This is a genomic window from Faecalicoccus pleomorphus DSM 20574 (genome assembly GCF_000420345.1).
In the GTDB taxonomy this organism is placed as follows: domain Bacteria; phylum Bacillota_I; class Bacilli_A; order Erysipelotrichales; family Erysipelotrichaceae; genus Faecalicoccus; species Faecalicoccus pleomorphus.
This window is the reverse complement of the sequence record NZ_ATUT01000009.1, coordinates 1-18,561: the sequence shown is the minus strand read 5'-3', so window position 1 is coordinate 18,561 and position 18,561 is coordinate 1. Positions and strand designations below refer to the sequence as shown.

The 18,561-nt window shown below is 38.8% G+C and carries 20 protein-coding genes and 1 pseudogene; 12 read left to right on the top strand and 9 right to left on the bottom strand.

From position 1 onward, the window contains the following. Window positions 1-396 precede the first annotated feature (396 nt). The 7 genes from G413_RS0105320 (at window position 397) to G413_RS0105290 (ending at window position 7,368) form a co-directional block, all read left to right on the top strand. Entirely contained in the window at window positions 397-1,017 is a 621-nt protein-coding gene (locus G413_RS0105320) for an alpha/beta fold hydrolase (RefSeq protein WP_022789890.1), read from the top strand. A gap of 96 nt (window positions 1,018-1,113) precedes the next feature. Continuing rightward, entirely contained in the window at window positions 1,114-1,674 is a 561-nt protein-coding gene (efp, locus tag G413_RS0105315) for an elongation factor P (RefSeq protein ID WP_022789889.1), read from the top strand. Between the two features lie 220 nt (window positions 1,675-1,894). Further along, the gene (locus G413_RS0105310) at window positions 1,895-2,260 is read left to right on the top strand and encodes a DUF1307 domain-containing protein (RefSeq protein ID WP_022789888.1); all 366 of its coding nucleotides are present in this window, start codon (window positions 1,895-1,897) and stop codon (window positions 2,258-2,260) included. A gap of 116 nt (window positions 2,261-2,376) precedes the next feature. Further along, on the top strand, window positions 2,377-3,756 hold the full coding sequence (locus G413_RS0105305; RefSeq protein WP_022789887.1) for a glycine--tRNA ligase: 1,380 nt from the start codon (window positions 2,377-2,379) through the stop codon (window positions 3,754-3,756). 11 nt (window positions 3,757-3,767) lie between these two features. Continuing rightward, entirely contained in the window at window positions 3,768-5,522 is a 1,755-nt protein-coding gene (gene dnaG, locus G413_RS0105300; RefSeq protein WP_022789886.1) for a DNA primase, read from the top strand. 2 nt (window positions 5,523-5,524) lie between these two features. Next, window positions 5,525-6,709: an RNA polymerase sigma factor RpoD gene (gene rpoD / locus G413_RS0105295; RefSeq protein WP_022789885.1), complete on the top strand. Its 1,185-nt coding sequence runs from the start codon at window positions 5,525-5,527 to the stop codon at window positions 6,707-6,709. Beyond that, the gene (locus G413_RS0105290; protein WP_022789884.1) at window positions 6,709-7,368 is read left to right on the top strand and encodes a tRNA (adenine(22)-N(1))-methyltransferase; all 660 of its coding nucleotides are present in this window, start codon (window positions 6,709-6,711) and stop codon (window positions 7,366-7,368) included. Before rpoD ends, G413_RS0105290 begins: the two co-directional genes overlap by 1 nt. Window positions 7,369-7,434: 66 nt before the next feature. Here the strand turns inward: G413_RS0105290 and ispH are convergent, their stop codons facing one another. After that, window positions 7,435-8,343 (bottom strand): 4-hydroxy-3-methylbut-2-enyl diphosphate reductase, encoded by a 909-nt coding sequence (gene ispH / locus G413_RS0105285; protein ID WP_022789883.1) that lies wholly within the window; start codon window positions 8,341-8,343, stop codon window positions 7,435-7,437. A gap of 76 nt (window positions 8,344-8,419) precedes the next feature. Between ispH and G413_RS0105280 the strand changes: the two genes are divergently transcribed. Beyond that, window positions 8,420-9,748, top strand: coding sequence for a DEAD/DEAH box helicase (locus tag G413_RS0105280; RefSeq protein WP_022789882.1), 1,329 nt, complete (start codon window positions 8,420-8,422; stop codon window positions 9,746-9,748). Continuing rightward, window positions 9,745-10,599, top strand: a complete 855-nt coding sequence (locus G413_RS0105275; protein WP_022789881.1) for a deoxyribonuclease IV — start codon at window positions 9,745-9,747, stop codon at window positions 10,597-10,599. Before G413_RS0105280 ends, G413_RS0105275 begins: the two co-directional genes overlap by 4 nt. Window positions 10,600-10,633: 34 nt before the next feature. Here the strand turns inward: G413_RS0105275 and ispG are convergent, their stop codons facing one another. After that, window positions 10,634-11,683: a flavodoxin-dependent (E)-4-hydroxy-3-methylbut-2-enyl-diphosphate synthase gene (gene ispG / locus G413_RS0105270; protein WP_022789880.1), complete on the bottom strand. Its 1,050-nt coding sequence runs from the start codon at window positions 11,681-11,683 to the stop codon at window positions 10,634-10,636. 99 nt (window positions 11,684-11,782) lie between these two features. On the opposite strand from ispG, the gene G413_RS0105265 reads away from it, so the two are divergent. From G413_RS0105265 to G413_RS0105255, 3 genes are all read left to right on the top strand, one after another. Beyond that, complete coding sequence (locus tag G413_RS0105265) at window positions 11,783-13,867, top strand: peptidoglycan D,D-transpeptidase FtsI family protein (protein WP_022789879.1); 2,085 nt, start codon at window positions 11,783-11,785, stop codon at window positions 13,865-13,867. A gap of 65 nt (window positions 13,868-13,932) precedes the next feature. Next, a complete protein-coding gene (gene rpmG, locus G413_RS0105260; protein ID WP_022355275.1) occupies window positions 13,933-14,082 on the top strand; it encodes a 50S ribosomal protein L33 in 150 nt (49 codons plus the stop codon). A gap of 37 nt (window positions 14,083-14,119) precedes the next feature. After that, window positions 14,120-14,734: an MBL fold metallo-hydrolase gene (locus G413_RS0105255; protein ID WP_022789878.1), complete on the top strand. Its 615-nt coding sequence runs from the start codon at window positions 14,120-14,122 to the stop codon at window positions 14,732-14,734. 3 nt (window positions 14,735-14,737) lie between these two features. Here the strand turns inward: G413_RS0105255 and G413_RS0105250 are convergent, their stop codons facing one another. The 7 genes and pseudogenes from G413_RS0105250 to G413_RS12155 all read right to left on the bottom strand — a co-directional run. After that, window positions 14,738-15,178, bottom strand: coding sequence for a hypothetical protein (locus G413_RS0105250; protein WP_147285011.1), 441 nt, complete (start codon window positions 15,176-15,178; stop codon window positions 14,738-14,740). Then, a complete protein-coding gene (locus G413_RS0105245) occupies window positions 15,096-15,488 on the bottom strand; it encodes a competence type IV pilus minor pilin ComGF (protein WP_022789876.1) in 393 nt (130 codons plus the stop codon). The genes G413_RS0105250 and G413_RS0105245 overlap by 83 nt, the downstream gene beginning before the upstream one ends. 113 nt (window positions 15,489-15,601) lie before the next feature. After that, entirely contained in the window at window positions 15,602-15,988 is a 387-nt protein-coding gene (locus tag G413_RS0105240) for a hypothetical protein (protein ID WP_022789875.1), read from the bottom strand. After that, a complete protein-coding gene (gene comGC / locus G413_RS0105235; protein WP_022789874.1) occupies window positions 15,966-16,262 on the bottom strand; it encodes a competence type IV pilus major pilin ComGC in 297 nt (98 codons plus the stop codon). Before comGC ends, G413_RS0105240 begins: the two co-directional genes overlap by 23 nt. Window positions 16,263-16,273: 11 nt before the next feature. Continuing rightward, on the bottom strand, window positions 16,274-17,212 hold the full coding sequence (locus G413_RS0105230; RefSeq protein ID WP_162138397.1) for a type II secretion system F family protein: 939 nt from the start codon (window positions 17,210-17,212) through the stop codon (window positions 16,274-16,276). Further along, window positions 17,193-18,185 carry an ATPase, T2SS/T4P/T4SS family gene (locus G413_RS0105225; protein ID WP_081637626.1) on the bottom strand — a complete coding sequence of 331 codons (993 nt, stop codon included), beginning with the start codon at window positions 18,183-18,185 and terminating at the stop codon, window positions 17,193-17,195. Before G413_RS0105225 ends, G413_RS0105230 begins: the two co-directional genes overlap by 20 nt. A 90-nt stretch (window positions 18,186-18,275) precedes the next feature. Next, a pseudogene (locus tag G413_RS12155) lies at window positions 18,276-18,561 on the bottom strand (hypothetical protein); the annotation flags it as partial.

Sequence of the window (18,561 nt, the reverse complement as noted above, 5' to 3'; positions counted from 1 at the left end):
CTGGTTTTGATTTGATAAAGAAATATTCAAGTAGGAGCAATCATTACAATAGGTTTACATTTTAATATGAAAAAAATTAAGATATATATAGGAAAAACGCTGATTTCTGCTTTAGAATCGATTTTTAGTTGAGGAGAATTACAGATGAAAGAGCTTAAAATTATAAAATAACGAAGTTTTAATGTATGGCTCAACTAAAAAAGTATTGTGCTTATCTAAAAGAATTCAAAGTGTGATGTAGCACTTATGATCGAATGTAAAAGAGGCAAAACATAGCTTCATTTTCTTTTCAGGCTAGCTTTTATGATCAATAATGTTAGAGTGAGATTAAAAATAGATACGAGGATAAAGTTTTGATATGATCTAGAATAAGAACGTGATGAAAGGAAAATGCATATGAAAACAATTTTGGTACATGGAACCGGTCATAGGGCTGATAGCTGGAATCAAACAGTTTGTTTAATGGATGAAAAGCTTGATATTGTTTGTCCGGATCTGAATACTTTATTACATCATCAAGAAACAAGCTACGCAAATTTGTATTCTGCCTTTTCCAGATATTGTCGAAGCTTTAATGATTCACTATGCATATGCGGGCTTTCTCTAGGTGGTGTATTGGCGTTAGATTTTGCACTGGAGTATCCGGATCAAGTAAAGAAGCTGGTTTTGATTGGTACACCGCATAAGGTTCCAAAATTCTTGTTTCATCTACAAAATCTGGTATTTCACTTTTTGCCAAGATCAATATTCAAAAACATGGCCTTTGATAAGAAAGAAACACTGTCTTTGACAAAATCTATGGTGGATATAAATTTTGAAAATCGTATTCATAATTTCTCGATACCTACAATACTTTTATGTGGAGATCAGGATAAAACAAACATTAAATCGGCACAATATTTTAATGATCATATGAAGAATGTTAGGCAAATTATCCTTTCAAATACCGGACATATCGTCAATGAAGAAAATCCACAGGAACTCGCAAAACTTTTAAATGATTTTTTTGTCAATTAAAAAGAAATGAATAAACGGATGACAAGTATTCGTTTTCTTGACAAGATGGATTTTTCTCCTAAAATTAGTAGTGGTAAAAGATAAGGAGAGAAAAGAATGATCAGTTCAAATGATTTGAAACCAGGACAGACAATTCAGGTCGATGGTGATATTTATGTGGTATTAGATGTTTCACAGAATAAAACAGCTCGTAGTGCGATGGTTGTAAAGGCAAAAGTTCGCAATCTGCGTACCGGAAGTAACGTAGAATTATCATGGGGTGGGGGCGAAAAAGTGGAACCAGCTCAAATTGAAAAACGTGAAATGCAGTATTTATATGATACTGATGATGCTTTGGTATTCATGGATAATGAGACATATGAACAGATTGAAATCCCTGCCGATCGTTTGGAATGGGAAAAGAAATTTATCAAGGCGAATGATAATGTATCCATTTCATCTTATGAAGGAGAAATTTTAGGTATTGTCTTACCAGATAAGGCTACGTTAAAGGTTATCGAATGTGAGCCGGCTGTAAAGGGAGATACCGCAACTTCAGCCAGTAAAAATGCGGTATTGGAGACGGGATTGGAAGTTAAAGTTCCTTTGTTTATCAACCAGGATGAAATGATCGTTGTAAATACAAGCGATGGTAAATATTCTGGTCGAGCTAAGTAATTGCTTAGCTCTTTTTTATTAATTTATGGGAATGCTCATTACAAAAGAGAGTTTATGCTTACAAAGATCAAAAAATAAGTCTTACAGCTTTTCATGCGATGGTCACATGTAGTAGGGATGGCCATACTATCAGGGATTATTACAGGTGTATTGGCACAAACTTCATTTTTAGCCGATACAATTTTTACCGACATTACAGTCACTTATGAATGGTGGAGTGATGGAAGTATCGTCCGATTTTGAATATAATAAGGATAAAGATATCATTCTATCTCAAAAACAGCACACCTTGATTACGGTTTCGGATCAAAATACGTATGATCAAATGGTACAGACGTTTCAAGCTTCCCAACAGGCGAATGATTATAAGGATATAAAAGGTGTTTCGTATTCATTTGAAAATAACGATGAAAACTTATCTATTGATGAAACCATTGATATTAATTTTAATACCATTTCCAGTGATGACTATCATGTTATGGTAAACGGACAAACAGATGTTAAGGGAACATCCAGTCCAATCATCAGTGCCACAAAGACAAAAGAGAATCTGGAGTCGATGGGATTTGTGTGCGATATGCAGTGATCGTTAGAGAAGTCGATTGACTTCTTTTTTTTGTTGAATATTTGTTGTATAATAAGTATCGTCTATTTCTGTATATAATTTATGCAGAACAAAAAGAAAGATAAGGAGAATCGGGAATGAAAGTACATGACTTTAATGAAGTAGTGAATCATATGAAAACCTCTGGTTTTGTCTATCAGGGATCAGAAATTTATGGCGGTCTTGCCAATACATGGGATTTTGGTCCTTTAGGTGTGGAATTGAAACAGAACATCAAAAATGCATGGTGGAAGCGTTTTATTCAGGAAGATCCAAACAACGTTGGAATCCAGAGTGCCATTTTAATGAACCCGAATGTATGGGTAGCTTCTGGTCATGTTGGAGGCTTTAGCGATCCGTTGATGGATTGTAAAGAGTGTAAATCCAGATTTCGCGCAGACCAGCTGATTGAAGAGGCAACACACAATGAAGTAAGTCCAAACGGCTGGAGCAATGAAGAGATGGAAAACTATATCCGTGAACATGAAATTGCCTGTCCAAAGTGCGGGGCCAAAAACTTTACGGATATTCGTCAGTTCAACTTGATGTTTAAAACCTTTCAGGGTGTTTTGGAAGATGCGAAAAGTACGATCTATCTGCGTCCGGAAACGGCTCAGGGTATCTTTGTCAACTTTAAAAATGTACAAAGAACGATGCGTAAAAAATTGCCGTTTGGTATCGGTCAGATAGGAAAAAGCTTCCGTAATGAAATTACACCGGGAAACTTTATTTTCCGTACTCGTGAATTTGAACAGATGGAGTTGGAATTCTTCTGTAAGCCGGGAACGGATTTGGAATGGTTTAAAACGTACTGTAATGCCTGTGTGCAGTTCTTAAAGGATTTGGGATTGGATGAACAAAACATTCGTCTTCGTGAACATGCCAAAGAGGAATTGGCGCATTATTCAAATGGAACCAGCGATATCGAGTATAACTTTGCCGATCCGATTGGATGGGGCGAGCTGTGGGGTATCGCCGACCGTACCGATTTTGACTTGAAGGCGCATCAGACAACAAGTAAGCAGAGCCTGGAATATTTTGATCCGGAAACCAATGAAAAATATATTCCTTATGTCATTGAACCAAGTGTTGGTGTCGAACGTCTGCTTCTGGCTTTAATGTGCGAAGCTTATACGGTTGAAGAATTAGAAAGAGATACGCGTGTGGTTCTGAAACTTCATCCTTATCTGGCCCCTTATAAAGTAGCAGTCTTACCGTTATCGAAAAAGTTGCAGGATAAGGCCGGTGAAGTGTTTAATATGTTATCTAAGCATTTTGCCTGTACATATGATGAAAACCAGAACATCGGTAAGCGCTATCGTCGTCAGGATGCAATCGGAACACCATATTGTGTAACGGTTGACTTTGATACGATGGAGGATGGATGTGTGACGGTTCGTGATCGTGATACAATGGAACAGGAGCGCATCAAAATTGAGGATCTAAAAGATTATATTGAAAAACGAATACAGTTTTAGTAGGTGATAATTTGAGCTGGATCAAAGAAGAAGATATGCGCGCTATCCGTCAGCAGGCGGATATCGTCGATGTCTTATCTCGTTATCTTTCATTAAATAAAAAAGGAAAGAATTATATGGCGGTCTGTCCTTTTCATGATGACCATGATCCCAGTCTATCAATTTCTACCGATAAGCAGATTTTTAAGTGCTTTGTTTGTGGAACGGGGGGCAATGTCTTTACATTTGTACAGAAGATTGAAAACATCTCTTTTCCGGAAGCAGTCGTCAAAGTAGCAGAGATGATTGGCTATCCACTACGAATCGAAGCACCGGTCAAGAAAGAACAAAGTGCAGAGCAGCCGTACTATGATTTGATGCAGTCGTATATTCAATTTTGTGCCTATGAGCTACAAAGCGAGGATGGCTTTTTATGCATGCAGTATCTGCAGAAACGACATATCCATGAAGATATTCGCAAACGTTTTGAAATTGGTTATGCACCTATGGACGAGCGATCTTTGCACTATTTTAAAGCGAAAAATTATGCCACAAAGGATTTGTTGGATACGGGTCTGGTGCATGAAGGCCAACAGGGAATGCGAGCTACGTTTTTTAACCGCCTGATGATTCCAATCCATGATGATCAGGGACATCCTGTCGGCTTTACGGCTCGTAAGCTTTCTGATATTGATCAAGGACCTAAGTATATCAATACAGCCCAAACCAAGATTTATGAAAAGGGAAATCTGATCTTTAACTATCATCGGGCCAAGAATTTTGCCCGTAAAAACGAGCGTGTGATCTTGGTGGAAGGCGCTATGGATGTACTGGCTTTTGAAAAGGCGGAAATTCATGAGAGTATCGCTTGTTTGGGGACAGCCTGTACCAAGGCGCAGGTTTTATTGATCAAAGCACTAAAGGTTCCTGTGATCGTATGTTATGACGGAGATCGTGCCGGTCGGGATGCCACATACAAATTTTCTGTATTGGCTCTAGAGAACAATGTTGCGATGCAGATTGTCAAGAATCCGACCGAGAAAGACCCGGATGAAATCTTTGAAAGCGGTGGAGCGTCGGCTCTCAAGAATTTGGTGCATAAAACTATTTCTTTAGCTGAGTTTTATCTGGATTATTTAAGTCGTAAATATGATCTGGAGAATTATGAGGATAAACGAAAATTTGTACAGATCATGGAAAACTGTATTCGTAAGACATGTACAGATTTTGAAAAGAGCACGTACTTTGCCCGTATTAAGGAGATGACAGGATTTGATCTTTCGCTGAACGAGCCTAAAAATACATTCCGGCCGGAAGTTAAATATCGAAAAGTACCAATGTTGTTGGAGCGTCCCAAGGATGGGCGTAAACAGGCTGAACAAAGCTGTCTGAACATGATCTTACTCAGTAAAGAAGCTGCTTTGCGCTTTAAGGAAGAGATAGGGTTCTTTAAAGATGAGCTTTGTAATCAGCTGTCTTATTATTGTTATGACATATATCGATATCAGAATCGAATTGATTTTGATGAACTGATATCAAAAATAGATGAAGAAGATGTGCGGAATTTTCTGCTTGCCCTCTTGTCAGATCCATTTCGTTTGACAAAATATGATGAAAAGTTTTTTCTGGATAGTGTGAACAAGATTCGGGAATGTACTTATCAAGAGCAGATTGATTTAATTAATCAAAAGATCATACGAAGTGTGGATAATCAGGAGAAGCTTGAACTGGCAAGGCAGAAAAGAGAATGGATCATCAAGAAAAATGGTCTGCGAAAGGAAGGGTAACTATGGTGGAAACATTAAAGACAAACGTAAAGAAAAAATTTAAAAGTCTTGAAGAGGCAAAAGAGTTTTTGATTGAAACCCGCGATAACGATACGGATATTTCTCAGAACCAGTTTATGGATGCGATTGCGGATCTGGGACTGGATGATGATGCGATGGATGATTTGTTTTCCTGGTGTGACGACAATGACATTACATTTATGGATGAGACAATGGATGATGAAGAGTTTGAACTGGATGATGAAACCGATGATCTGGATTCGAATATTGATGATGCCAGAGATGACGATGAAAGTTCGATCGAGGATGAAATTTCTCATCTGGAACAATCGTTTGCCAATGCATCTCATGCCAAGATCAATGATCCGGTTAAAATGTATCTAAAAGAGATCGGTCAGATTCCTTTGTTAGATCCAAAGGATGAGCCAATTATTGCCAAGCGAATCCAGGAAGGTGACGAAGAAGCCAAACAACAACTGATTTCCAGTAACTTGCGTCTGGTTGTTTCCATTGCGAAAAAATATGTCGGACGTGGTATGTTGTTTCTGGATTTGATCCAGGAAGGAAACTGTGGTTTGATCAAGGCTGTTGAAAAGTTTGACTATACCAAAGGATTTAAGTTTTCAACCTATGCGACATGGTGGATTCGCCAGTCCATCACACGTGCGATTGCCGATCAGGCTAGAACGATCCGTATTCCGGTACACATGGTTGAAACAATCAATAAATTAACGCGTATCCAGCGACAACTGGTACAAGATTTAGGCCGTGATCCTCTACCGGAGGAAATTGCCGAAAAGATGGAAAATATTACGGCTGAAAAGGTTCGCGAGATTCAAAAGATTGCTTTAGATCCGGTTAGTTTGGAAACACCGATCGGAGAAGAAGATGATTCGCATTTAGGTGACTTTATTGAAGATAAGGAAACTTTGTCACCCGATGATTATACAAACAATCAGTTGTTGAAGGATGAAATCAACAATGTACTGCAGGGATTGACAGAACGTGAAGAAAAAGTCCTTCGTCTTCGTTTTGGCTTGCAGGATGGAAGAACACGCACTTTGGAAGAAGTCGGTAAAGAATTTAATGTCACTAGAGAGCGGATTCGTCAGATCGAAGCAAAAGCACTGCGGAAGTTAAAACATCCAAATCGTTCTAAACGTCTAAAGGATTTTGTGAAGTCTTAATGGCTGTATCCAAACGTTTACAGGCGATTGTTTCCTTGATTGAAGGACATTGCTTAGCGGATATTGGCTGTGATCATGGTTATGTGATCATGGAAGCACTTCAGCAAAAGCGCATCCAAAAAGCTTATGCCTGTGATGTCGCACCGGGGCCTTTGGATAATGCCAAAAGGAATATTCATCTACATCATTTGGAAGAACAGGTTACCTGTCTTTTAATGGATGGAATAAAAGAACTTCCTTCGGATGTGGACTCTATCGTAATTGCGGGAATGGGTGCTTCTTTGATGATCAATATTTTAGAACAAGGAAAATCGCATATAAAAAAGGGTATGCACTTTTATTTCTGTCCGCATAAGGATGCTTCTTTGTTGCGGGAATATGTATCTAAACAAGGTTTTAGGATCGAACAAGAGTGTGTTGTGGAAGAAGATGGTCATTTTTATCCGATCATGAAGCTTGTCTATACCAATACACCGTATTCTTTAACGCAGAGTGAAATTCTTTATGGGGTTTCCTGCAGAAAAGATGCGACGTATTCTTCGTTTCTTCAAAAAGAGCAGGAAAAGTGGAAACAGATCGTAGCACATATGCCTAAGGATAAGCGTACCGAAGCCAATCAACGACTGCAAATTTTAGAAAACATGAGGAGGCAAAGCTGAGGCCTCCTTTTTGTTATAGAAGGGTGTTAAAAAAGCTGGCAATTTGATGTCAGCCTTATTGATGGATCAGTCGAGAATTTTATGTAAATCAATGTCTTCTTTTTGACATGGATATTGACAGAGATAGGAATAAATCTGTTCCATTAGATACGTTGGTGTACTTGCTCCGCTGGTGATGGCAATATGCTTGGATTTTTTTATGGATGTTGTATCAAGCTGCTGCAGATCCTGAACTTGTAGTACAGTTTGGATGCCGGCTGTTTTTCCAATGGCAGCCAGCTTTTGGGTGTTGTTGCTGGTGGGATCACCTACAACGATCAGCGTATCTACATCGGAATCCTTTAGATCCAATATCGCCTGTTGACGCACTCTTGTCGCATTACAAATCTCATCATGGATCTGGGCATTCGGATAGACTTTACGAATTGCCTGAAAAAGCGTATTGATTTCCAATACCGACATGGTAGTTTGGTTGGTGACAAAGATAGGAGTCTGGATGTTGATTGGTATATCGTTTTCCGTTTCAATCAGGATCACATTGTCGCTGGTTAAATAAATAGCTTCAGCCTCGGGATGTCCTTTTTTTCCAATATAGAAAACAGTATAACCTTGTTCCAGCTTATCCTTGACGATGCTTTGTGTCTGTAAGACAAATGGGCAGGAGGCATCTACAATTTGTAAGCCTTTTTCTTTTGCCTTTTGGACAACTTTTGAACTGACTCCATGAGCTGTAAAGATGACGATTCCTTCCAGTATCTGATCTAATAATTCCCATCTGGTTTTGGAAGGATCTTCGATAGTTTTAAGATCATAAAGCTGCAGCGCTTTCTTGACATAGCTGTTATGAACCAGATTTCCCAAGATCGTAATCGGCATATCCGGGTTTTGTTTTCGACATTCTTTTGCGGTTTGAATCGCTTTTAGGACTCCACCACAATATCCTTGTGGTTTTACTTTTGTGACTTTATATTTCATACTCTTTATTATAGCGTTTGATGTTTGTTTTGAAAAATGATTTATGGTATTATGAGTTGGCTTTGAGGTGATAAACATGGCAAATACAAATATCGTTAAGGAAATTATGGAGTTAGAACATTTTAAAATACTAACGCCAATTCAAAAACAAGTGATGGATCGCAAGAATAAGACAAGAGATCTTATCGGTATCTCCAGTACAGGTTCTGGAAAAAGTCATGCCTTTTTCATGGCTATTTTTGAGCAGGTTGATCCGGCTGTCGATGCGGTACAGGCGGTAATCTCTACACCGACAAGAGAACTTGCTTTTCAGCTGTACGAGCGTTGTAAGAAATTGGCAGCGCATTTTGGTGTACGTGTAAAGCTTGTGACCGGTGGGATGGATCGCAAGGTTTCTGATGTACAGCCACAGATTGTAATCGGTACACCCGGACGTATGAAGGATTTGTTTGTTCAGGAAAATACATTGCGTCTGGATACTGCCAAAATGGTCATTATCGATGAAGCTGATATGACACTGGAATTTGGCTTTTTAGAAGATATCGATGAAGTTCTTTCCAAAATGAATAAAAAAGTACAGCTGATGGTTTTTTCCGCTACTATACCGGAAGCTTTACAGCCATTTTTAAAGAAATACTTGTTTGATCCTTTTATGATCTCTATTGAAGATAGTGAAAATTTCCAAAGTGATGTTCGTCATGTCTTGGTGCCTTGTAAACATAAAACCTATGAAGAAAAGCTGTTGGATGTACTATCCCATATCAATCCATATGTCTGTTTGATCTTTGCCAATACCAATCAGGAAGCTGCCAAGATTGCCGCTTTTTTAAGAGAACATCAATATGATCTGGTAGAGCTTCATGGTGATTTGGAATCCAGAGAGCGAATGCAGGCCATCAAAGCGATTCAGTCACAGAAAAAAAGCTATATCGTTGCCAGTGATATTGCCAGCCGTGGTATTGACTTAGAGGGAATTACACATGTTATTTCCTGTGGCTTTCCAAAAGATCTAAAGTTTTACGTGCATCGTTCCGGACGTACCGGTCGTGCCAATCGTGACGGTGTATGTTACGCCTTATATCATGAAAAAGACGAGGTAGCCATTAAGGATCTGATGCATCAGGGAATCGTTTTTGAACATCAGGATATTCGTCATGGACAATGGGTCGATCTCAAACCATTCGGTCAAAAAAGAAAGCGTTCCAAAGATCCATTGCAGCAGGAAATTGAAAAAATCGTATCGAAAAAGGCAAAGAAGGTAAAACCAAATTATAAAAAGAAACAGCGTCAGGAAATTGAAAAGCTAAAACGAAAGAGAAAAAGAGAAATCATTCAAAAGGACATTCAACGTCAGAAAAAAGAAAGAGCCAAAGAAAAACAACGCCAGAAGAGGTTTGAATCATGATCTATTTAGGATCGCATGTATCCTTAAAGGCGCCGAAGTATTTTTTGGGAAGTATTGAAGAATCACTCTCATACGGAGCCAATGCCTGCATGATCTATACGGGTGCTCCCAGCAATACCCGACGCGTTTCATTAGATCAGTTTCGAATCGCAGAAGCTAAGGAATTGATGGCAAAGCATGACTTTTGTATGGATCGTGTAGTCGTACATGCGCCCTATCTGATCAATCTAGCCAATACCATCAAACCGGAAACCGCACAGTTTGGTGTCGAATTTTTATCGCAGGAATTAAAAAGAGTGGATGCGCTGGGGGCAAAAACATTAGTTTTGCATCCCGGAAGTCACTTAAAAGCTGGCGTGGATGTGGGAATCGCATCCATCCAGAAGGGCCTAAATGCAGTTTTAGATGCGGATCAAAGCGATGTTTGTATCGCTTTGGAGACAATGGCCGGAAAGGGCAGTGAGATCGGTCGTACTTTTGAAGAATTGTATCAAATTATTGATGGTGTTCATAAAAAAGAGCGTATCAGAATTTGTATGGATACTTGTCATATACATGATGCGGGGTATGATCTTTCGGATTTTGATGAAATATTAAATCAATTTGATTCCATCTTAGGTCTAGATCGACTGGCTGTTTTGCATATCAATGATTCTAAAAATGAAAAGGGTGCCCACAAGGATCGCCATGCCAATATTGATCAGGGACATATCGGTTATTTCTTACTGGCAAAGATCGTTCATCACCCTAAACTGGAATCTATTACGAAAATTCTGGAGACGCCGTATATTGATAGTAAACCACCTTATAAAGAAGAAATCGCTTGGCTCAAAGCCTATAAAAGTGAATAAGATGTAAAAAGCCGGAGTTTTCCGGCTTTTTGTGTTAGAAGGCTGCAATTTCCTGTTTTAAGCGTTGTACCATTTCCTGCTGTGGGATCTTTTCGATGATTTCTCCTTTTTTGATCAAAAGACCTTCATTTTTACCGCCGGCAATGGCAATATCCGCATGTTTTGCCTCGCCAGGCCCATTGACGGCACATCCCATGATGGCCACGGTAATATTTTTATGAACGGTCTGCAGGTATTGTTCAATTTCATTAACGACTGGTTCCATATCCCATTGTGTACGACCACATGTCGGACAGGCAATTAGATTCGGCACATTTTGAATTAAGTTGCACGATTTTAAAAGCTCTTTAACGATGGGAATTTCTTTTTGCGGGGCACCGTTTACGCTGATACGAATGGTATTGCCAATACCATCTAATAGAAGATTTCCTAAGGCTAATGTGCTTTTGATAGCGCTGGTCATCATGGTTCCGGCTTCAGTAACTCCTAAGTGTAAAGGGTAGTCAAACATTTCCGAGGCTTTTTTATAGGCTTCGATGCATAAGAGGGGATCACTGGATTTAAATGAAAGTACTGTATCATAGAAATGAAGATCTTCCAAGATCTGAACATGCCTTTGTGCACTTTCCATCATTCCCTGTGCTGTAGGTTTTCCATATTTTTGATGAATCTCTTTTTCCAAAGAACCGCTGTTGATACCAATTCGTATCGGAATATGTTTTTCTTTACATTTTTTGACCACAGCTTCAACGTTTGTCCGGGCACCGATATTTCCCGGATTTAAGCGAATTTTATTCGCTCCGGCATCGATACATGCTAAAGCCAGTCGGTAGTCAAAGTGAATATCGGCTACCAGTGGAATATGGATATTCGATACGATTTCTGCAATAGCTTTGGCATCGTTTAGATCCATACAGCTGACACGAATGATTTCGCAGCCCATCGTTTCCAGTTCTAAAATTTGTTCGATCACTTCTTTTGCATGTGAAGTCTTGATATTACACATGGATTGAATATATACATGATCGTTTCCACCTAAGACTAAATCTTTCACTTGTACAGAACGAGTCTGATTTCTTTTCATTTTGATCACTCCTACATGAAAGTATATAAGCTTCCCGCAAGAAGAACAAGTGACAAAACCTGACAAATGTGATTAAATGATACAAGATAGGGGGATTGCATGCGCCAGTTTTTTAAAAACATCAAGAAAAGGATCCTGCGTTTCTTTCATCAAGGGTTGGATGCGCCCTTAGATCAGGTCATATCCAGACGTATTATCGGTTTTGCCAGTCTGGTGACGGTTTTCTTTTTGATCATTTTTTTTAGGCTCGTTTATATACAAGTCTTTTCCAATGAACGCTATACGCAACTGACAAATGATTATACCAGTGTTACACAATATATCAGTGCGCCTAGAGGTCAGATATTCGATACGAATGGCAATGTCCTTGCGAAAACTACGGTTAGCCACAATATCGTCTATACATCGCCAAACAACATGACAACGGATGATTATTTATTGTATGCCGATCGAATTGTTTCGGTATTTGATATCAGAGCGGATGAATTTTCATCTTCGGATTTAAAGAATGCGTACATTGCCTATACCTCTTTATTGGACACGGATGATCCACATTATGGATGTCGGCATCTATTCAGTGAGTCGGAATGGAACAGTATTCAAAATGGGTCTATGACATCCTCCAAACAAACACAACTTTTGTATGAACGAATCACCGATGAAGATATCGATGAACTTTCGAATAAAGAAAAGGCAACCTATGTGATTTACAGTCGTATGACAACAGTGAATTCTTCCTCTTTACAGAATGTCATTCTGGAGGATATCAGTGATGATGATGTTGCCTATCTAGTTGAACATAAAACAGAATTCCCGGGCTTTGATGTCGATTTTGGTGGTTGGAAACGAGAGTATCCATATGGTGAAACATTATCCGATGTACTGGGAACGGTGACGACAAGCACGCAAGGTCTTCCCAGCGAAAATGTAGATTATTACCTGCAAAGGGGCTTTCAGTATAATTCACCGGTAGGTGCCTCCGGTTTAGAGCTTTACTACAATGACTATCTGTCCGGTGTCAGTGAAGAATCGGTTGTAACATATGACTCAAATGGATTGGCTCATAAGGAAGTTACTCGTTCTGCGCAAAAAGGCTTGGATCTGTATTTAACGATTGATATAGAACTGCAGGAAAAGCTCGATAATACGCTCAAAACGGTCTTACAGCGTGAAGGCGGAACGGAAGGCCGTGAGGAATTCAACAGCTTATTTACCTGTATGATGGATCCAACGACGGGTGGTGTTTTGGCCATGTCCGGCTATACGATGGATCTTGAAACCAAAGAAATGACATATTTTGCCTCCGGTAACTATGTTTCTTTAGTCAATCCAGGTTCCTGTATCAAAGGAGCGACTTTGTATATGGGGCAAAGTGAAGGTGTGGTAGAGCCTGGAGAAGTTATTAACGATGCGATCATGAATATCGGCGGTGAGGAATTTGGTTCGTATGAAAATCACGGCCCTGTCAACGATATACAGGCTTTGTCGGTTTCCAGTAACGTTTATATGTTTAACATCGCCATTCGTTTAGGTGGAGCAACCTATGAAGAAGGCCAGCCTTTAGTTATGGAAGATGTGGGTCAGACTTTAGATAAAATGCGCAGTTATTTTTCACGCTTTGGTTTAGGAAATGTGACCGGTGTGGATGCACCGGGTGAAGTCAGCGGCTATATGGGCTTTGGTAATTTGCCGGGGATGACATTAAACTATTCCATTGGCCAGTTGGATATGTACACGCCGCTGCAGCTGTTACAATATGTTTCGGTGATTGCGACATCCGGCAGCATGTATCAGATTCATCTGATGGATCGCATTACCGAAAGCAACACCCAAAATGTAGTCGAAGAGTATCCAGCCAAGCTTAAATCGACCTTGTCCAATACAGAATCGCTTTCACGGATTCAACAAGGCTTCAGAGCTTGTGTTACGGATGAAAACTGTGGAACCCAGATCAATGCGTTATCACAGGATGTTGCGGGAAAAACCGGTACGGCTGAAGTCGGAGATGCGACGACCGCTAACTTTGTCGGCTATGCACCATATGAGAATCCTAGTGTTGCGTTTGCCTGCTCGGCACCAACCAGTGCGGAAAACACTCAAAACCTCAAAAGCAACATCTGTGTTTATAATGTGATGCCGGAGGTTTTACAGACATATTTTGAATTGTATCCGCAGGATCAATAATCTTCTTGCACCAAAAAAATATATATGTTACAATTCATTCGCATATTTGTTAAGGAGGACAGTCCATGAGAGATCGTATTACATTTAAATGCTCTGTTTGTGGAGAAGAAAACTACATCGGAACTCGAAATAAAAAGAAACATCCTGAACGTATGACAATTAAAAAATATTGTCCAAAATGTAATCAAAAAACGGATCATAAGGAGAAGAAATAAAAAAGACCGGTATATCGGTCTTTTTTACTAGCAGATCATGATAGAAATTTATACATATCCATTAGGAATGGTGCAGGCAAACTGTTATGTGGTGGTCAAGGAAGATTCTTGTCTGGTAATCGATCCCGGCGATGTGTTGAATCTTCAGCCTTTTTTAGAACAGAATCATTTACATTTGGAAGCAGTATTACTGACACATGCTCATTTTGATCATATCAAAGGTGTTGATTCGATTACAGAAATGTATTCGGTACCGGTTTATGTTCATCAAAGTGAAGTTTCTTTTTTACAGGATCCGGCTTTGAATGCTTCTTTATCGTTTTATGAAACGATCGTTTGTCATTCCAAGGCAATCGGAATTCAGGAAGGCAAGCTTTCAATTGGAAAATTTGATATCGATGTTTATCATACTCCCGGACATACTTGCGGTTCTTGTTGTTTTCGTATAGAAGATCATTTGTTTTCCGGGGATACCCTGTTTCAAGGCTCTATTGGAAGAATGGATCTTCCAACGGGCAGCGTCATGCAGATGAAAGAGTCTTTGCGTAAACTGTCGGCTCTGGAAGATGATTTACCGGTATATCCGGGGCACGGCCCAGCTACAACTATCGGTTTTGAAAAACAGTGGAACTACGAAATGAAACATCTATGATCTTTAAAGAAAGTCCATGTCGAAGATACCCTGAGTATCATAATAAATTCGCATGTGGACTTTCTTTTCTTTTTTCTCATACATACAATCGATGAATGTATTTTCATCACGAAACGTCACGAATACATCGTTTATCACTTCACTCTTTTCCAGAATCAAATCCTTTGGGTCAAAATGACACTGACGAATTCTTTCATTATGTTGGATCATAGCTTTGGCATAGGAAATACAGGAAAGATCGATCGTACTTTGTTTGTTGGCTTCTATCAGATAGGCATGATCTAACAGATATAAACTGATCAGGCTTGTCACCTGCAACAGAATAAAGAAACAGACCAGAGCCCCTGAGCTGATATACCCGTTAATAGATCTGTACGTTGTATTCTCTCTCTGCTTTTGAATAGGATAAAAAAATTTCTTCTTCTTGTTGGTAAAACTCAACATTTTTAACTCCTTCCATAAGAATCTCATATCCCTCTTTTTTGACAAGTCGATCTTTATCCTGGCCGATCCAGATCGATTCATGCTTATAGTTCATCGTTAATTCATGACTTTGTACTTCGATGGCTTTGGAAAGAGAGAGGATTTCTCGAAGCTGGATCACTGCCATTTGTTCCTGTTGAAGCATATCCATGTTTAACATTTTGAGAGAAGTCTGCAAAAAGACGAGCATGCATAAAGTAACGATACTGAAAACAAGCAAAGATAAAAGGGCATCAATCATGGTAAAACCATTCTTTATTGATCTTTTCATCGATGATCCATCCTTTACTATTGAATACGATCTCTATGTTGTTCCATAATAGACTAATACACAGAAGCAAGATAAAGAGGGCAAACAATGCTTCTGTCATTAAAAATCCGTTTTTATTCAATGCGAACACGCCCACTTCCTAATTGATAGATCAATTGGATGGTACGAACTTTGTCTGTACAATGAATGGTATGTGCCTGAGAAATGTTGCCTTTGGCATTGTAGTGAAACGCAAATGGTGTACAAGAGATGGACGGTGGATATTGAAATTCGATATCCGCAAAATAAGCTCTGTCTTTTTCAATACGCACATCTTTGTTCTCTTTTGCGATAAACGCTTTTTCCTGAGTCAAAACAGAATAAGCTGCCATTTTTCGAGAGAAGTACTCCAGGTGAGAAATAGAAGGCTTTAAGCTGATCAGTGTCAACAAGCTTATGATCAGAAGTGTTAATAGAGCTTCCATCAAGGTAAAGGCATTATTGGCTGGTGGCTTGTCCATTGATGATCTCCACAGATTTTCCGTTAGGACATTTGGCTTGTTCTTCTTTCAGATAGCCATCATTGATCAAATCTTGAATGGAAGGGACTTCATCCTTTTCAATTTGATACAGTAAGATTTGTGAATCAATGACACTTAAAAGAGATTTACAGCCTTTTTCACGAATGATCGTTTCTTTTTGTGTAATATTTGGCAAGGTGATCAAAAGAATGATGGTGATGATCAATAATACGATCATCATTTCTAAAAGGGTAAACGCATTTTTTGTTTTCATAAAATTCCTTTCTACAGTGTGTTTAATACATTCATAGGCACTAATAAAATTTGATAAACCGTCAATACGACTATACCGACACTGATATAGCTGCCAATTTGAATATAAAGTGATAGCTTCTTTATTTTTTGTTCCAACTCTTTTTGTACTTTTTGTTGGTACAGATGTAAAAGTTCTTTGATGGATGAAGTGTGCAGTCCCATGGTAAAAAAGCGTATGAACTCTTCATCCATATGACATAGCTGCAAAGCCTGTATCATCGTATTTCCCTGATGAAGAGCTTTTTGTATTTGTATGGCCAAAGGATGATACAAGCTTTTTGGATGAATCTTACAAAGCATATCGATGCATTCCATTGTGGAAAGACCATAGCCTAAAAAAGCGGACATTAAAAGAGAAAAATGCAAAGAAATAACTTTACGAAAGAGCGTAAATCGACAGAAAATGTTGTATAAAAGTTCTGTTTTCTTTTGCGTATAAACGATCAAGAAAAATATTAAAAATACAAAGATCAAAAAGAGAAGCAGAGAAAACACAAATTGTAAGATCGATAAAAACAGGAAAGCTTGTTTTGATGTCAGTTGAGATATAGCCGGAAGGATTATTTCTTGAAAAAAGAGGATCATTCCAAAGCTGAATAAAAACAGAAAAGCCGGATAGATACTTGTCTTTATCAGTTCTTTGATCCAACCTTTGCCAACATCATCAATTTCATTGGTACAATGAATGGCTTCTTTAAAGGGCAGTCGATCCTTTAGAATTCTTAAGATCTGAAAGTAACTTTCTTTTCCGTTTGTCAGGATAGAAACTAGTTTTTCTCCTTCGTTTAATTTTGCCAGAATGTTTTTATGGCATCGAAAACAAATCTCGATCATAAATGTTGTATCCAATCCCTTATTTAATAAAAGACTGAATTGAGCAAGTTCTTCTTTAGAGATTTTGCAGGTCAAATCGTGCTTGTGGATCTTGAATTCTTTGGGTATCCAAAGCTTCCTGAATCTCGTTAGAGAGCGTTTTAAAGCCTTTAGGATAGGCTTTATGTTCCAGAGCGTATTGAAGATCTTGTCCGGATAAAATTTCATAGATACACTCCTTTCCCTTGGGGCTTTGATATAGTCTTTGTCCGATCAATGCCGTCAATGTTTTTTTTAAATCATAGGTGGATACAGATAGATCTTCTAAGCGTTGTATGGCCTCTAACGTATTGGATGCATGCAGTGTGGTAAAGGCAAGCGAGCCTGTTAGAGCACAGCGAACAACCATTTTGGCTGTATAACTGTTTCGGGTTTCTCCGATAAAGATCACATCCGGATCGTGACGAAGAAGCTCTTCAATTCCTTTTTCATATGTAAAGCCTAATTCTTCATTGATCTGTAACTGTAAATAAGATGGATCCTGAATTTCGATTGGGTCTTCCAACGATACGACCTTGTGCATGGAACGTTGTGCAATCGCATGTAAAATGGCATGTAACGTTGTGGTTTTACCAGAATTGGTCGGTCCACAGGCAATTACCAGTCCTCGTCTTGCGTGAATCAGGCCTTTCAAGAACGTTTGATGTTCCTTTTTTGAAGTCAGTCTTTCTATCGGAAGATGAATGCCTGTATGCAAAAGACGAATAACTCCGGTCTGCAGATGTTTATTGGGAATTAAGCTAAAGCGACAGTATAAAACCTGAGAACCAAGCTTCCAGCTGAATTGGCCGTTTTGGGGGATGTACGGATTTGTCAGATCAAGACCGGATTTAAACTTCACATACTCAAAAAGGGATTCATCCCAGAGATCTTGTACAAGCTCTACCATCTGTTCATAGATGCGTAACTGAATGGATAAAGTATGCCGATGGAGCGTTAAATGGATATCACTTGCTTTTTTTTGTGTGGCATACGTTAAAAGTTGTTCTAATCTTTCTTGCATGTTCATACTATTTAATACGTAAAAAAATCGAAAAACTATGAAAAAAATCGCTAAGTTCAACTAAAAAGTTGATGCAGAGAATTAAAAATGATGTTTTTAATTTTGATAGAGCGTAAGCACATTAATTGGCAACTCAAAAGAACATATGTCTTTTGTCACAAAGGAAACAGATCCTTTCATAGCCAACATATAAGCTTTTGTTTTTCTGGCTTCCGCCCTGATTTGGTATTTCATCTGTTTACGGAATACAAGCCAATCCAAATAGTGCTGAAGATGTCTTATGGAGACTCCATGATAATGCTTGATCATTTGTTTGAATTCCTGATGCAGCTGATTCACTTCGCCCAGACTGTTTCCATTCCGACTTGTATAGTTTTTTTGG

Coding starts and splice junctions, on each gene's coding strand:
- G413_RS0105240 (WP_022789875.1), bottom strand. CDS start 15,988: ATGGACAAGCCACCAGCCAATAATGCCTTTACCTTGATGGAAGCTCTA.
- G413_RS0105255 (WP_022789878.1), top strand. CDS start 14,120: ATGATAGAAATTTATACATATCCATTAGGAATGGTGCAGGCAAACTGT.
- G413_RS0105305 (WP_022789887.1), top strand. CDS start 2,377: ATGAAAGTACATGACTTTAATGAAGTAGTGAATCATATGAAAACCTCT.
- rpoD (WP_022789885.1), top strand. CDS start 5,525: ATGGTGGAAACATTAAAGACAAACGTAAAGAAAAAATTTAAAAGTCTT.
- ispG (WP_022789880.1), bottom strand. CDS start 11,683: ATGAAAAGAAATCAGACTCGTTCTGTACAAGTGAAAGATTTAGTCTTA.
- G413_RS0105265 (WP_022789879.1), top strand. CDS start 11,783: ATGCGCCAGTTTTTTAAAAACATCAAGAAAAGGATCCTGCGTTTCTTT.
- rpmG (WP_022355275.1), top strand. CDS start 13,933: ATGAGAGATCGTATTACATTTAAATGCTCTGTTTGTGGAGAAGAAAAC.
- G413_RS0105280 (WP_022789882.1), top strand. CDS start 8,420: ATGGCAAATACAAATATCGTTAAGGAAATTATGGAGTTAGAACATTTT.
- G413_RS0105310 (WP_022789888.1), top strand. CDS start 1,895: ATGGAAGTATCGTCCGATTTTGAATATAATAAGGATAAAGATATCATT.
- G413_RS0105290 (WP_022789884.1), top strand. CDS start 6,709: ATGGCTGTATCCAAACGTTTACAGGCGATTGTTTCCTTGATTGAAGGA.
- G413_RS0105320 (WP_022789890.1), top strand. CDS start 397: ATGAAAACAATTTTGGTACATGGAACCGGTCATAGGGCTGATAGCTGG.
- G413_RS0105245 (WP_022789876.1), bottom strand. CDS start 15,488: ATGAAAAGATCAATAAAGAATGGTTTTACCATGATTGATGCCCTTTTA.
- ispH (WP_022789883.1), bottom strand. CDS start 8,343: ATGAAATATAAAGTCACAAAAGTAAAACCACAAGGATATTGTGGTGGA.
- efp (WP_022789889.1), top strand. CDS start 1,114: ATGATCAGTTCAAATGATTTGAAACCAGGACAGACAATTCAGGTCGAT.
- G413_RS0105275 (WP_022789881.1), top strand. CDS start 9,745: ATGATCTATTTAGGATCGCATGTATCCTTAAAGGCGCCGAAGTATTTT.
- G413_RS0105225 (WP_081637626.1), bottom strand. CDS start 18,185: ATGAACATGCAAGAAAGATTAGAACAACTTTTAACGTATGCCACACAA.
- G413_RS0105250 (WP_147285011.1), bottom strand. CDS start 15,178: ATGTTGAGTTTTACCAACAAGAAGAAGAAATTTTTTTATCCTATTCAA.
- comGC (WP_022789874.1), bottom strand. CDS start 16,262: ATGAAAACAAAAAATGCGTTTACCCTTTTAGAAATGATGATCGTATTA.